This is a genomic window from Paenibacillus sp. FSL M7-0896, from assembly GCF_037975415.1.
Taxonomy (GTDB): Bacteria; Bacillota; Bacilli; order Paenibacillales; family Paenibacillaceae; genus Paenibacillus_AQ; species Paenibacillus_AQ silagei.
Genome location: NZ_CP150250.1, coordinates 1,231,072 through 1,245,900, shown reverse-complemented (window position 1 = coordinate 1,245,900; position 14,829 = coordinate 1,231,072). Strand labels below are relative to the sequence as shown.

At 55.6% G+C, this 14,829-nt stretch carries 11 protein-coding genes and 1 tRNA gene; 3 read left to right on the top strand and 9 right to left on the bottom strand.

Going from position 1 to position 14,829, the window contains the following annotated elements:
• Positions 1-96: 96 nt before the first annotated feature.
• The 3 genes from MKY12_RS05330 to MKY12_RS05320 form a co-directional block, all read right to left on the bottom strand.
• Positions 97-1,608: an amidase family protein gene (locus tag MKY12_RS05330; RefSeq protein WP_339313118.1), complete on the bottom strand. Its 1,512-nt coding sequence runs from the start codon at positions 1,606-1,608 to the stop codon at positions 97-99.
• A gap of 402 nt (positions 1,609-2,010) precedes the next feature.
• Positions 2,011-3,588 (bottom strand): gamma-glutamyltransferase, encoded by a 1,578-nt coding sequence (ggt, locus tag MKY12_RS05325; RefSeq protein WP_339313117.1) that lies wholly within the window; start codon positions 3,586-3,588, stop codon positions 2,011-2,013.
• Between the two features lie 274 nt (positions 3,589-3,862).
• Complete coding sequence (locus tag MKY12_RS05320; protein ID WP_036696174.1) at positions 3,863-4,240, bottom strand: PH domain-containing protein; 378 nt, start codon at positions 4,238-4,240, stop codon at positions 3,863-3,865.
• A 461-nt stretch (positions 4,241-4,701) separates the two neighbouring features.
• Here MKY12_RS05320 and abc-f point away from each other — a divergent pair, with 461 nt between their 5' ends.
• Together abc-f and MKY12_RS05310 are read left to right on the top strand one after the other, a co-directional pair.
• A complete protein-coding gene (gene abc-f / locus MKY12_RS05315; RefSeq protein ID WP_339313116.1) occupies positions 4,702-6,726 on the top strand; it encodes an ABC-F type ribosomal protection protein in 2,025 nt (674 codons plus the stop codon).
• 45 nt (positions 6,727-6,771) lie between these two features.
• Positions 6,772-7,245: an ASCH domain-containing protein gene (locus MKY12_RS05310; RefSeq protein ID WP_339313115.1), complete on the top strand. Its 474-nt coding sequence runs from the start codon at positions 6,772-6,774 to the stop codon at positions 7,243-7,245.
• Positions 7,246-7,345: 100 nt separating this feature from the next.
• On the opposite strand, the gene MKY12_RS05305 is transcribed toward MKY12_RS05310, so the two are convergent.
• The 3 genes from MKY12_RS05305 to MKY12_RS05295 all read right to left on the bottom strand — a co-directional run bounded on the left by MKY12_RS05305 (position 7,346) and on the right by MKY12_RS05295 (position 9,321).
• The gene (locus MKY12_RS05305; protein ID WP_155991586.1) at positions 7,346-7,501 is read right to left on the bottom strand and encodes a hypothetical protein; all 156 of its coding nucleotides are present in this window, start codon (positions 7,499-7,501) and stop codon (positions 7,346-7,348) included.
• Between the two features lie 202 nt (positions 7,502-7,703).
• Complete coding sequence (locus tag MKY12_RS05300) at positions 7,704-8,321, bottom strand: NUDIX hydrolase (RefSeq protein WP_339313114.1); 618 nt, start codon at positions 8,319-8,321, stop codon at positions 7,704-7,706.
• 49 nt (positions 8,322-8,370) lie between these two features.
• A complete protein-coding gene (locus tag MKY12_RS05295) occupies positions 8,371-9,321 on the bottom strand; it encodes an RNA methyltransferase (protein ID WP_339314789.1) in 951 nt (316 codons plus the stop codon).
• A gap of 318 nt (positions 9,322-9,639) precedes the next feature.
• On the opposite strand from MKY12_RS05295, the gene MKY12_RS05290 reads away from it, so the two are divergent.
• Positions 9,640-10,995 carry a dipeptidase gene (locus MKY12_RS05290; protein ID WP_339313113.1) on the top strand — a complete coding sequence of 452 codons (1,356 nt, stop codon included), beginning with the start codon at positions 9,640-9,642 and terminating at the stop codon, positions 10,993-10,995.
• A gap of 216 nt (positions 10,996-11,211) precedes the next feature.
• Here the strand turns inward: MKY12_RS05290 and MKY12_RS05285 are convergent.
• From MKY12_RS05285 to MKY12_RS05275, 3 genes are all read right to left on the bottom strand, one after another.
• A tRNA-Gly gene (locus MKY12_RS05285) sits at positions 11,212-11,285 on the bottom strand.
• A gap of 77 nt (positions 11,286-11,362) precedes the next feature.
• A complete protein-coding gene (locus MKY12_RS05280; protein ID WP_339313112.1) occupies positions 11,363-13,486 on the bottom strand; it encodes an EAL domain-containing protein in 2,124 nt (707 codons plus the stop codon).
• A 188-nt stretch (positions 13,487-13,674) separates the two neighbouring features.
• On the bottom strand, positions 13,675-14,634 hold the full coding sequence (locus MKY12_RS05275) for an aldolase catalytic domain-containing protein (protein WP_209874765.1): 960 nt from the start codon (positions 14,632-14,634) through the stop codon (positions 13,675-13,677).
• Positions 14,635-14,829: the final 195 nt, after the last annotated feature.

Below are 14,829 nucleotides of genomic sequence, written 5' to 3'. Positions count from 1 at the left end.
ACATTTGGCCCACGCACCTCGCGCAACTGACGGATCTCCTAACGATCAGCAAAAAGCCCTGGTTCTCTTCGTCCAGAGAACCAGGGCTTTGACTTCCTACTTCCATACCTCCTGTATCCAGGACAGGAGCCTCAGATCTTGTCCATGCCCGCCGATGACGGACAGCCCCAGCGGCAGTCCACCGGGGCCGGGCACCGGCAGCGTAACCTGAGGCAGCCCGGCCAGTCCGGCCAGGCAGCTGAGCATCATGGCGCTGCTGCGGCTCCGCTCCCGCTGCCCGGGTCCCGCACCGCGCAGCGGGGCCGGACCCGGCACGGTCGGAAGGACGAGACAGCCGTCCTTCCCGAGCAGCGCCCGCAGCCGCTTAGTGATCCGGCTGCGCAGCATAGCGGCCGGGCTGTGATCCGCCCCGGCCAGCCCCGCCGCCCAAGCGAACCGGGCGGCAATATCCGGCCCGAAGACCGGCTGCTCCCGCCCGATCCACTCCCCATGGGTTGCCCAGATCTCGGCACCCTGCAGCTCGCGGAAGGCATCCATCCAGCTCTTCAAGCCTTCAGGGGCAACCACGGCTTCAGCAGCCTGTAGCGAAGCGCCTGCCTGAAGCTTGTCCAGCCCCCGCCTCAGGTAGTCTGCACAGTCCTGCTCCACAAGCGCCCAGCCTTCCGGGAGAATGAACATCCGGGACATTCGAAGATCACCAGCAGACTCGTCAACCGCCTCACCGCCGCTCTGCTCCATACTATTCTCCATGCTCTGGGCACCTACGCCGCTGTCCGCAGACCCGAGCAAATCGCCCGCCTTCTTCCTATTTTCCCCGTCACAGGCAACTACGCCGCTGTCCACAGACCCGGACAGATCGCCCGCCTTCTTCCTATTCTCCCCGTCACAGGCAATATCGCCTCTGTCCACAGATCCGATTAGAACGCCCGCCTTCTTCCTATCCCCCCCGCTACAGGCATCACCGCTTCTGTCCGCAGACCCGAACAGATCGCCCGACTTCTTCCTTTTTTCCTCGCACCGGGCATCTCCGCCGCTGTCCACAGCCCCAAGCAGAATGCGCCCCGTCTTCAGCAGCAGCTCCGTGCTTCCCGCGATCCAGCCCACCGTGTCAAAAGCCGGGGCCAGCGGAATAACCCCCTCCAGGGATACCGCCCCATGAGTCGGACGATAACCGAATACACCGCAATAAGCGGATGGAACCCGAACAGAGCCGCCTGTATCCGTTCCGAGGGCAAAATCCACGCTCCCCGAGGCCACCGCCACCGCCGACCCGCTGGACGAGCCGCCGGGAATCCGATTCTCCCCGTGCGGATTCACCGGCGTACCGTAATGATAGTTCTCTCCGCCAAGGCTGTACATCAGCTCATCCGTATGGGCAGCCCCCCGCAGCGTAGCTCCGGCTTCCAGCAGCCTGCGTACCGCAGCTGCATGGGAGTCCGATGGTCCATGGCTGCGCAGCCAGTCCGGGTTACCGGCGGAAGAGCGGTGCCCGGCCACTGCGAAGACATCTTTTACCGTGAAGGTCAGGCCGTGCAATACCCCGTGTCCGCTGCCGGGGATCTCCAGCTCCGGGACCCGGAATGCGCCGTGCCGATTATCAAGAACCATGCTGCTCCACCCTCTCCCTCCCGGACAAACCGGGTTACTCTCACCCTGCCTCTTACCTCCTTAGCTCCCTATCTCCCATTCCCCTTATCTCCCTATTTCCTTGTCTCCCACTCCCCTTACCTCCCTACCTCCCTATCTCCTTGTTTCCCTATTTCCTTGTCTCCCACTCCCCTTACCTCCCTACCTCCTTACCTCCCTAATCTCCCTAATTCCCTATCTCCTTGTCTTCCTATCTCCTTATCCCCTTATCTCCTTACCTCCCTATCTCTCACTCTCCCATTCCCCTTGTCTCCCTATCTCCTTACCTCCCTATCTCCCACTCTTCCTATCTCTCACTCTCCCATTCCCCTTATCTCACTATCTCCTTATCTCCTTGACCTTCCCGCCAAGAATCCAAATCGCTTACCACCCGATAGCAGCTCCATCAGAGCGGGGGTCCGTCCCCCCGCTGCGGTAGCCGTTACTGTCAATCGAGATGGCGTGGGCGTGACCCATCACCCCGTCATAGCTCTCTGCCTCACGGACCAGATGCCCCGCCTCCGCCAGCTCCGCCCGCACGGCTTCCGTCACCCGGTTCTCGATCCGCAGCTCCTGAGTCGGCTCTCCCCAGGTTCTGCCCCAGACAAAGCGCGGTTCACTCACCGCAGTCTGCGGGTCCATCCCGTAGTGAAGCATGCGCGTGAGCAGCAGGGTCTGCGTCTGCGGCTGTCCTTCACCGCCTTGTGTGCCATAGAGATAAGCCGGCTTCCCGTCCCGGCAGGCCATCGCCGGCATCAGCGTGTGGAAGGTGCGCTTGTGGGGCTCCAGCGTATTGACATGGGCGGGATCAAGCGAGAAGAAGGACCCGCGGTTCTGGAGCAAAATCCCCGTATTCCCGGCCACCACCCCCGACCCGAATTCGAAATACAGACTCTGGATGAACGACACCGCGTTACCCTCTTCATCTACAACCGCCGCATAAGCCGTATCTCTTCCAACCGGTTCGCTGCTGAGAGCAAGCGCCTTACGGGGAGAAATTGCCGCCGCGAGTTGAGCCGCATAAGGCTTACTCAGCAGACGGTCCAGCGGAATGCTGCTGAAGGACGGGTCAGTGAGCACCTGATCACGGTCACGGAAGCTCAGCTTCAGCGCCTCCACCAGCAGATGATAATATTCATAGGAGCCATGCCTGATCTCCGCGAAGTTAGAATGCTCCAGGATATTAAGCGCCATGAGCGCCGTGAAGCCCTGCGAGTTCGGCGGAACCTGATAGACGGTATGCCCATGGTACTCCGTCTGGAGCGGCTCTTCCCAGCTTCCCTGGTGGTCCGCGAAATCATCGCGGGTCAGGTACCCGCCGGAAGCCTGCATATAATCACTGATCTCTTCCGCAATGCTCCCTTTATAAAAAGCATCCCGGCCTCCCACCGCAAGCGCCCGCAGCGTCCCCGCCAGCTGCCGCTGCACAAACCGCTCTCCCGCCGCCGGTATCTGGCCGCCGGGAAGATACACCGCCGCCGCTTCAGGCGACAGCGCGGCTCCGGCCAGTACGCTGCCGCCATGCTGGTCCGGCGACAGCGGAAAGCCCCCGGCGCTGTAGCCGATAGCCGGCTCCAGCACCTCGGCCAGGGTCAGCCGTCCATACTCCCGCTGGACGGCCTCCCAGCTATCCGCCATTCCGGGCACCGTAATGGCGCTGCGCACACCCCGCCGGGGAATGGCCTCTTCCCCGGCATAGCAGTCCCGGCGGACGGCGTAGCCCGAGCGTCCGCTGCCGTTGTAGGCCCGCACACGCCCTTCGCTGGCGCTGTACCCCAGCCAAAAGGCGTCGCCGCCGAGCCCGGTCATATGCGGATAGACTACAGCCAGCGCCGCGCTGACTGCAACGGCCGCATCATAGGCGTTGCCGCCTTTGGCCAGGATCTGTGCGCCCGCCGCCGAGGCCAGATAATGCGGGCTGACCACCATCGTTTTCGTTCCGGTCACCGGTCCTCTCCTCATGTTCCGCCTCCGCCTCCCTTCCCTGCCGCTTAAGTTAGTGTCATTTAACAGCAGGACCAGAACCCCTGTCAACGGCTTCCGCAGGACCATACATTTGCTGCCGCTAATTTTGTGAGCCATGCACAAATTTCAGAATGGAAGCAGGCCCAGGCCTGGCATCCTTCCATCCGTCTGTCTGGCAATCTTCTATCCGGTCTGCCTGGCATCCCTTCTACCCGTCTGTTATATGGAGCTGCAGCAGGCTACAGCCTTAGTACGCCCTCTGTGCGCCCCCTTACTTCAGGATATATTGCGACAGCACAGCCTGCACTTCGTAAATATCGACCGATTTGTTGAAGGTTTTCTTCAGGGGCAGCCCCGCGCCCGAGATATACAGACACAGCTCCGCATCCAGATCGAAATGCCCCGCCGTCTCCACAGAGTAATGGGTGATGCTTTTGTAAGGAACAGAGTGGTATTCGGTTTTCTTGCCGGTCATCCCCTGCTTGTCTACAAGAATCAGCCGCTTGTCTGTGAAAATAAACATGTCCCGGACCAGCTTATAGGCGCGCTCAATCTTTTCATTCGGAGCCAGAATCCGTCCGTATTCCCGCTGCACCTCCCCCAGCTCCACCTGAGTTGCATTGCCGAGCAATCCGTTAAAAATCGCCATAACTCTCCTCTTTTCCCGCAGCCGTTATAAGGTCAACGCCCCTTCGCCACACTCCATACTACTTGCAGTGCCATGCATTTATGTCTCTGCGGGAACAATTCTCCCTTGCTTATTTCGGGATTTTTGGTTACACTAGCTTTAAATTTATCAAAAAGGAGGTGTAGGAGAATGGATCACAATCGGACCAACAGTGTTAGCAGCCGGCTGATTAATATTATGGCTGGCGTTATTCATGCAAATCTGGACAACGGGAGAAGTCTGTCCATTTACATGAATTTAATAACACTACAACATTGTGAAATGCCTTTCTCGCCTACACTTCAACGGATATCCTAACCCGAAGAATACTCAGGCCGCAGGGAAATTTCCCTGCGGCCTTTTTATGCTGTTTTGACCGGAATCCGCAGAAGCCAAAGGACGGCGAAGGAGAGTGCATTCCTAATTAAAGGAGAAGAATAACGATGATTATCTCATGTCAAAATATCCAAAAATACCACGGTGCCCAGCTCGTCCTGAGCGATGTCACCTTCGATATCCGCCAAGGCGAAAAAATCGGCCTGATCGGCCGCAACGGCTGCGGCAAAACCACCCTCTTCCACCTGCTGAGCGGAGAAGAACGCCCGGACCAAGGGCAGCTCTCCATCCGCCGGGGCAGCGTCATCGGCCTGCTTGCCCAGATTCAGGAGGTGAACGAGAGCGACACGGTCTATGCCGTCCTGCAGCGCAGCTTCGCCGAGCAGCTCGGCTGGCAGCGCCGCCTGCGGGAGCTGGAGCAGGAGATGTCTTCCTCCGGCGCGGGCGAAGACGGGCAGGCCTGGAACCGGCTGCTTAAGGAATACGGCACCCTGCAGGAGAAGTTCGAGGCCGCAGGCGGCTATGAGCTGGAAGCCTCGATCCAGCGTGTAGCCTCAGGGCTGGGGATTGGAACGGAGCAGTACGACCGCCGCTTCTCCTCCCTCTCCGGCGGGGAGAAGACCAAGGTAGGGCTGGCCGAGCTGCTGCTGCGCCGTCCCGACATCCTGCTGCTCGATGAGCCGACCAACCATCTGGACATGGAGGCTATCGAGTGGCTGGAGCAGTTCCTCCAGAGCTATGACGGCACAGTGCTGGCGATCTCCCATGACCGTTACTTCCTGGATGCCGTGGTGAAGAAGGTCATCGAGCTTGAAGACGGGGAGGCTTTCACCTTCCATACGAACTACAGCGGTTATCAGGTGGAGAAGGAAGCCCGGCTCCTTCAGCAATTCGCTGACTACCAGGAGCAGCAGAAGAAGATCAAGCAGATGCAGGAGAGTATCAAAAGGCTGATCGAATGGGGCAACCGCTCCAATCCGCCGAACCCTTCCTTCCACCGCCGTGCGGCGTCCATGCAGAAGGCGCTGGACCGGATGGTCAAGGTCAAACGCCCGATCCTGGAGCGCAAGTCCATGGATCTGCAGCTTCAGCAGGAGGACCGGACCGGCAACCAGGTCGTCATCCTGGACCGGATCAGCAAGTCTTACGGGGAGCGCAGGCTTTTCTCGGCCGCCAGCGATATTCTGAGATACGGCGAGACCACGGCACTGATCGGCGGCAACGGAGCAGGCAAAAGCACCCTGCTGAAGATTATCCTCGGCCAGGAGTCACCGGACAGCGGGAGCTGTACGCTCGCTTCCAGAGCTGTCGTTGGTTATCTTGCCCAGGAAGCTGTGCCGGAGGAGGGCGGCCACTCCGTGCTGCGGTATTTCCGCGAGGAGGCCGGCCTTGAAGAAGGCGAAGCCCGCGGCCAGCTGGCCCGCTTCCTCTTTTACGGCAGCGATGTCTTCAAGAGCATCACCAACCTGTCAGGAGGAGAATGGACCCGGCTGCGCTTCGCGATCCTGATGCACAAGAGGCCGAATCTACTCATTCTGGATGAGCCTACCAACCATCTGGATATTGATTCCCGCGAGGCGCTGGAGGAAGCGCTGGAGGAGTTCCCCGGCACCGTGCTGGCGGTATCCCATGACCGTTATTTCATCAACCGCTGCTTCGGCAAGCTCTGGCATATTGACGGCGGACACTTCTCCTCCTTCCCGGGCAACTATGAATACTATAAGGAAAAGCAGGCCGAAGCCGCCCAGCGGAAAGAGGCCACGCAGCCGGAATCTTCCGGGGACAGCACCGGCAAGCCCCGCTCCTTAAGCGGGCAGGTAGACCGCTCCCCTTCTGCCTCTTCCTCTGCCTCAGCAGGTTCGGGTACGGAATCCGCTTCCTCCCGCCGCAAGAATACAGGGGGATCACCCTCCGGCCCTGCCAGTCCGAACCGCAAGCCGCGTCCGGCAGCTTCGTGGGAGCAGGACATTGCCGCAGCGGAAGCGCAGCTTGCTCTTATTGATGCCGAGATGCTGGACCCGCAGCTGTCGAGCAATGCAGAGAAGCTGGCCGAGCTGCAAGGAATGAGAGATGCTGCACAGCAGAAGCTCGATGACCTGTATAGCGGCTGGTTGAGCGAAGCGGAGATGTGAATTGTAGACAGACTAAATACTAAATCTAAGGTAGAGGTGACCGTAATGACATTAACTCCGGAAATTGCGAAATATTGGGAGAGTTATCTGGTGAAGCATCCGGAAGCGGCAGACAAATTCGACAGCGCCTGGGCGTTCGGCGACAATTCCCGGCTGGCAGATGAGCTGCTGGATCTGGTTCTTAGAGGAATCAAGACCGGGACCGCGCAAAATTATGAGTTGATTGAAGCGCAAGGGCTGACCATGCCTTTTACAGGCGGGTTATCCATCCTGCTGGACAGCACAGGGCAGCCGCGCGCGATCATCGAAACAACGAAAGTGGAGGTCGTTCCATTCGCTGAGGTAACCGCTGAATTCGCCTACTCCGAAGGGGAGGATGACCGCAGCCTTGAATCCTGGCGCTACGAGCATGAGGTGTTCTTCACCAGGGAGCTGGGGCGTGAGGGTAAGCCCTTCGACCCGGATATGCGGGTGGTCTGCGAGACCTTCCAGCTGGTGCATATCAACAACGACTTGTAATTTCAGCATAAAAAGGCTGCTTCTTCACTTCGAAGAGGCAGCCTTCATTGTATATGTGCAGTTAGTAGTAGTGAGACTTAGCTATTGCTGCGGACGGGTCCTAGAAATTCCAGATGCCCATCATCCAGCCGATCAACGAGATCCATAAGGGAATACTAATCAGGACACCCCATACCAGGCCCGTGGCGATATTGCCCTCTGTAGGCCGGGTCATCCCCTCCTGCGCAAGCGGAAGTCTTAGCTCTTCTTGTTCCATGCGATCCCCTCCTAAAATTCTTATCGTCAAAGCAGAGGAAAAAATGTAGACCGCCAGGCCCAAAAAGAGATGTTTTCGATAAATTTTTTAGATATAAAGGCTCAGCGGATCATCACTGTAAAGGCTTACATAAATAACATTAACCAAAAAATGTATTCATAAAACTTATATACACTCTTGGTTATCTATTATATGCAGTGCTTTAGTCCAATATTACTTCTTTTTCGGGATGATGTAAATATTGGAATAGGGTGTGCAGCTGCTCCGCCGTATTGCGCTCTTCAGACAATTCGGGCAATGCATCCTCGGCAAAAAATCCAACACCGCTCGTTTCCACACCACCCGCCGCCTCCCCGCCGGTAATTCTGCACAGGATGAACATTTTATAGGTATGGTATGGCTCCGGCGGATGCTGATGGAACTTCTTATCCAGCACAGCAAGCAGACGGACTGCTTCCGCCTGGTAGCCGGATTCCTCGGCAATCTCCTTCACTACTACCTCGCTTGGTGACAGGCCGATATCTGCCCACCCTCCGGGCAGTGCCCATTTCCCGTCGAGCTTCTCGTGTACGAGCAGAATTTTATCCTCCTGAAAAATCACTCCCCGGATATCCACCTTAGGTGTGCTATACCCGCCTTCGCCCGCAAAAGAGAGCCGGATACGCTCCTTGCTCTCATACGTATAATTCGCCAGAATATCCACGCTCAGCTCGCGCAGTGCCTGATAACGCTCAATATCATATACATCCTTGGCATACGTCAGTCCTGTCTGGGCAATCGCTTGAATATCTTTGGCCCAGGTTAGCCATTTCGGTTCCATAAGCACACCGCCTTCACTCGGATTTAGTTACGCCCTTAATTCAAGGGGTCTACTCGCACAGCATCAGATGACGGGAGAACGCACCTTTTCGCGCCACACAACGGTCTATAATTGTAAAACCGGCCGCAGCAATCATCTCATCCACAGCCTCAATCGCTACAATGACCACTCTGTCCGCAATCCGCCGCGTATGGCTCAGAATCGCAAACTGCTCTTCGGGGGTAATCCGTGAATACAGATTATAAGGCATATCCACAATGGCTGCATCGTAATGCTCCTGGATGTCTGCGATATCTCCGAGCGTAACAACGCTCTCGAAGCCGAAGTGAGCAATGTTCGTCCGCGCACCTGCCGCTATGAGCGGGTTAATATCACGGCCGACGACATCGATTCCCATCGACAGAGCTTCCACCATTACTGTGCCAATTCCGCAGCAGGGGTCGATCAGCTTCACACCGGGTATGCGCGGAACCGCCATATTGACCGCCGCCCGGGCTACCCGTGTGCTGAGCGCTATGGAGTAGCTGCGGGGCTTGTGCATCTGCCGGAACCAGGTTGCATTGTTCTTATGATAAGGGCCGAAGTACCAGCGTCCACCGAGCGTTACAATCCCGTACACCAGCTCCGGATGGTTCACATCCGCCTCTCCCTCAATCCGCAGGCCAATTTCCCGCTCAATCACTCTGCGCTCACCGTATTCGATTTTGTGTTCAGGAGCCAGATCATTAGTCTTCACAAAAATAACCTTAAAGCTCCGCCCCCCCAGCTCTACCTGCTCTGTCTGCTTGTAGATCTCCGGGAGCGTGTCCCCTTCGTACATCACATCTATCCGCTCTTTGATAAAAGGGCTGCGGCTGACATCCGCCTCTACCCCGCTTGCAAATATAGCCGGAGGGATCTCCCGGCCGAACAGGCAGCGCAGCTCCATCCCGCACAATGAGGTCTCATCCGGCGAATGGGCATACGTATAAATATATATCGGTTCAACACTTGCAGGCATATTCGTTGACACTACAATTTCGCTCCTGTCGCTTCCGCCGCGCTCGGCGGTTCCTTTGCTTAAACTAAGTAAGTCTATCACGGTTACTGCCAGTAATCAACAGCCTGCAAGGAACTGTATCCCAAGCTACGCAGCTCCAGTCACCCTCTGATGAAGGGCCGGGACAATCCTTTTTTTGATCCATCGGGATATCTCCAGTATAATGAATGCATTACACTGCCGAACCTGAGCCGCAGAGACCCTCCGTTATGCCTTTCGCCGCATAATACGGGTAGCTGTGGTATTAAGCAGCGAATTCCAAGGAGGTACATAACCACAATGTCATACGAAACTTACTTTCAGGCTGAGCGTGAAGCCCAGCTCACCGAACTCAAGCAATGGCTGGCTATCCCCAGCATTTCAGCCCTGTCCACCCACAAAGAAGATATCAATACCGCTGCCGGCTGGCTGGTAGAGACCCTGAAGCGTGCAGGCCTTGAGAATATCGAGCTGCACCCTACAGCCGGTCATCCGGTGATCTATGCAGACTACCTTCACGCTCCCGGCAAGCCGACCATTCTGGTCTACGGCCATTATGATGTACAGCCGGTGGATCCGCTGAACCTGTGGACTACGCCTCCGTTTGAACCGGAGATCCGTGACGGCAAGCTGTATGCGCGGGGCGCTACAGACGACAAGGGCCAGGTATTCATGCATATCAAAGCTATCGAGGCTATCCTCAAGCAAGAGGGCACGCTGCCAGTCAACATCAAGCTCTGCATCGAAGGGGAAGAAGAGATTGGCAGCGTCAACCTGCCGCCATTCCTGGAAGCCAACCAGGACAAGCTTGCGGCAGATGCCGTTCTCGTCTCGGATACCTCCCTGCTGGAACGCGGACGCCCCGCCATCTGCACCGGGCTCCGTGGTCTCTGCTCGATGGAGGTCACAGTGAACACCGCCTTGACTGATTTGCACTCCGGCTCCTACGGCGGCGGCGTTCCCAATGCGCTGCATGCGCTGGTCTCGCTGCTCAGCACCCTTCACGATGACAAGGGCCGCGTATCTGTAGAAGGCTTCTACGAAGGTGTGCCTGCCCTGTCCCCGCTGCTGCGCGAAGAATTCGCCAAGCAAGGTGTGGATGAAGACAAAATCCGGACCGCCCTCGGCCTGGAGCAATTGTACGGCGAAGAAGGCTACACCTTCGTGGAACGGGTCGGCGCGCGTCCAACGCTGGAGCTGAACGGCGTATACGGAGGCTTCCAAGGCGAAGGCAGCAAGACAGTAATCCCGAAGGAAGCCCATGCCAAGATTACCTGCCGCCTGGTCGGCGACCAGGACCCGCAGCACATCCTGGATGCCGTTGAAGCCCATCTGAAGGCTAATATCCAGAGCGGCGCCAAGGTTCAGGTGAAGCAGATGGAAAAGGCACGCGCCTTCAACATCGATCCGTCGCACCCGATCCTGCAGACCGCTGCCGATGCTTATGGCAAGGTCTACGGCACACGTGCCCTCTTCACCAAAGACGGCGGCTCCATCCCAATCATGGAGAGCTTCGCCCGCATCCTGAAGGCACCGGTCGTCCTGATGGGCTTCGGACTCGATGACGAGAACCTGCATGCGCCGGACGAGCATTTCAATCTGGAGAACTTCGACAAAGGCCTGCTGACCCTTGTCGAGTTCCTGAAGACCGTCTAACGTCCAAGGCAGACGGCTTACCTGTCACATCATATAAGTAAGCCAGGCCCCCGAAGGATCGGAGGCCTGGCTGCTTTTTGTTTTATTTTCGCCTACATTTGGCCCACGCGCCTCGCGCCTGCCCATTGTGTCCGGTTTTTCGCCTACACTTGGTCCAATCGCCCTCATTTTCACAACAAAAAAACCCTTGCGGACAAGGATTTCGGAAGTTAAATATGGAGCGGGTGATGGGAATCGAACCCACGCTATCAGCTTGGAAGGCTGAAGTTCTACCATTGAACTACACCCGCGACTCGAATTGAGTACAAGAAACATTGTAGCATCACTACGAATAAATTGCAACCCTATGAAATTCAGATACCGGAGATTATGACGGCATTTCCAGCAGAGGCCTGAGGAAGGACTGCTCGAATTCGGCCGCCTTCACCGGCTTGCTGAACAGAAACCCCTGGGCTTCATGGCAATGCTGCTGACGCAGAAAGTGGAGCTGCTCCTTGTTCTCCACACCTTCGGCGGTGACCTTGAGCTTCAAATGGTGGGCCATCGAGGTAATCGTAGAGACAATCGCGGCATTGTTGCTGTCCTCCATGACATCGGATACGAAGGAACGGTCGATCTTCAAGCGGTCAATCGGCATATTTTTCAGATAATGCAGCGAGCTGTAGCCTGTGCCGAAATCATCGATGCTGATGCATACGCCAAGTCTTTTGAGGCGGTTCAGCTGGTCGAAGGCGGTCTCCTTGTCGAGGGTCATACTCTCGGTAATCTCCAAATCCACGTAGCAGGGATCTAGACCGATATCCTTCAGGATGGCATCAATTTTGCCGGCCAGATTGGGCTGCAGGAACTGGCGCATCGAGAGGTTAATGGACACGCAAATCGGATGATAGCCGGCATCCTGCCACATTTTATTCTGCATACAGGCCGTCTTAAGCACCCATTCCCCAATGGGGACAATTAGCCCGCTCTCTTCAGCGATAGGAATGAAATCCACCGGAGAGACCAAGCCGCGTTTGGGATGGTTCCAGCGCAACAGCGCCTCCATGCCGACAATCTCTTCTGTCTCAAGCAGGACCTGGGGCTGATAGACCAGATAGAACTCCCCCCGTTCCAGCGCCCGGCGCAGATCGTTCTCCAGCTTGAGCCGTTCCTTCGCCTTCATCTGCATAGCCGGAATATAGCGGCGGATCTCCACCCCCTGATCCTTGGCATTGTGCACCGCTGTGTCTGCATTCTGTATCAACTGCTCTGCCGTATCACCATCCCCGGGGTAGATGCTTACCCCCAGACTCAGCGAGATATGGTATTCGCCCGACTCCAGGCCTATCGGTGTCTCGAACAGGCGCAGCAGCTCACCCGCCCGGACCAGACAATTCTCCAGACCCGTCCGCTCCGTCATCAGAAAAGCAAACTCGTCCGCTCCCATACTAAAGAGCTCTTCATTGACTCTAACCTCATCCCCGATCCGCCGGGCGACCAGCTGCAGCAGCAGATCTCCTGCATAATGGCCAAGAGAGTCATTGATATTCTTGAAATGGTTGATGTTCATAATGACCAGCCCGGCGAAGCCGCGGCTTTTGTCCTGCTCACTCTGGAGCACCACCTCTTCCATGCGCTGCATCAGGCGGCGTCTGTTCGGAAGACCTGTCAGCTCATCGTGGTACGCCAGATAATTAATCCGCGCTTCCGCCTGCTGATTCTCCTGAAATGGCTCCTCAATCGTCAATCTGTAGACCCCGGTCAGCAGAAGATAATAGGCCGCTGCGCTGCTGAGCATCCCGAAGAGATAATCCAATTCTCCGACACTGAACAGATTCATGAAGAAGACCTGAGCCAGTGAGAAGAATACAAGGGAACGGATAATAATCAGCAGAGAGGCTGACTTTTCGCTTTTGCCAGGATAGATAATAATCGCAGCACCAAGCAAATAGACGAACAGTATCGCCATGTTCATCAGGTCTCTTGCCGTTTCTGCCCATGGTTCGTCCGCCAGCCCGGAGACAATCAGGTTGCCGAGACCAAACACAGCCAAAGACAGCAGAATCACCACAAAAGCATTCCGAAACACCTTCCCCTTGGCGCCGTTTCCTACAAGCTGGTCTTCTCTGCTGAAAATAAGCATAATCCCCAGTGCACTGGCCAGCCGGGAGAACGTCAGGAGCCATAAGGACTGCTCCGGGCTGATATACGAGGTGATTCCGGGAATACCTACAAACCCGAGTACATGCAGGAAATCAAAAATGCTCACCCCCAGGAACAATGCAGAGGTGTACAGCCTGGCCTTAGATAAACTATTGGCGAACAGCAGCCAGCCCTGGGCAAAAATCGCAAAACCGAACGCGACAGTACAGCAGCCCAAAATAAGGTAAAAGGCTATCAGTAAATCCTTGTCCTCGATTCGGCCCAGCGGTGTACGAAAAATCTGGATCAGAAGGAATAGCACAGCCCCCAGAATAGCCGCATGAATCGTCTTTCTCTCTTCTTGTCTCATAAGTCCCTCGCGTCTAAAAATAATATCTATAAAGTCAGATGGATGTGTATGATGTCCTATGTATAAATATCGGCTAGATAGCTCTGTAAAGTTACATTGATCACCTACTAATATTGTAAGGAAGCAGATTCGGCAGAAAAAAAGCACCTGCCTACAAACAGAGGCCAGTGCTTTCTCCTTCCAGACGGTTATTTGTCCCCGAAATTGACCTCGGGTGTTGTCAGTGTGTCATAGAAGTCAACCGCCTTATCTTTATCGGCCGAAGATCGCAGCGCCATTGCCGAGCGGGGATGCTCGTCCAGCGTTCCTGTAATCATATACGGAATGATATAGCCCCACTCTTCCTTCTCCCGCAGAGGGATCATCAGGTTCTCAATGATATCCAGAACAGGCCGGAGCGTATAATTCGTATTCTTCAGATGGGTAACCAGCAGCTCTGTAGGACAGTTGCCTGCGGCGCGGCCCATTCCATAACAGGAAGCATCCAGCAGCTCTACCCCCTTCTCGGCTGCAATCAGCGTATTGGAGAAGGCCAGCTGAAGATTGTTGTGGGTATGCACACCGAGCCGCTTCTCCGGAAGATGTGTCTTGAACTTCTCTACCAGGTAATGAAAGTCATTATGATCCAGGCTGCCGTAAGAATCCACGATATAGACTACATCAACTACGCTCTCACGGATCTGCTCGAAGGCTTCCAGCAGCTCATTCTCCATCACATTGGACAGGGCCATAATATTAATGGTCGTCTCATAGCCCAGGTCATGGAAGGTCTGCACCAGCTGAAGGGCCTTGTCCACATCCTTGCTGTAACAGGCCACACGGATCAGATCGAGCATGCTCTCGCTGCGCGGCAGAATATCATTCTCGTCCACCCGGCCGATATCGACCAGAGCCGACAGCTTCGTATGCCCCTTTTGCGGAATGACCTTGCGCAGGAAGTCATCATTCAAAAAGCGCCAAGGGCCTGCACCCTCTGCCCCTTTGAGCAGCTTCGGCGAGTTCTTATATCCGATTTCCATATAATCAACACCGGCTTCATTCAGTCCGGCATATAATTTCTGAACAAATTCAACACTGAAATCCCAGTTATTTACCAATCCGCCATCACGGATGGTACAATCGACAATTTTACTATGATTAGTCTTCACAATCTGTTCTCCCTTCGGGGTATCTCTTTAGTACTATGCTTATATTATCGTTCAATCATACTTTAATGAAGAAGATATTGTAAAGAAAATTTCAGTAATCTTCATATCGATTTTCGCTAACAGAAACAATGACATTAATCACAGAATAAATGGCAGTAAAATGCTACATTACAAGAAATCATTGAGATTGATTAT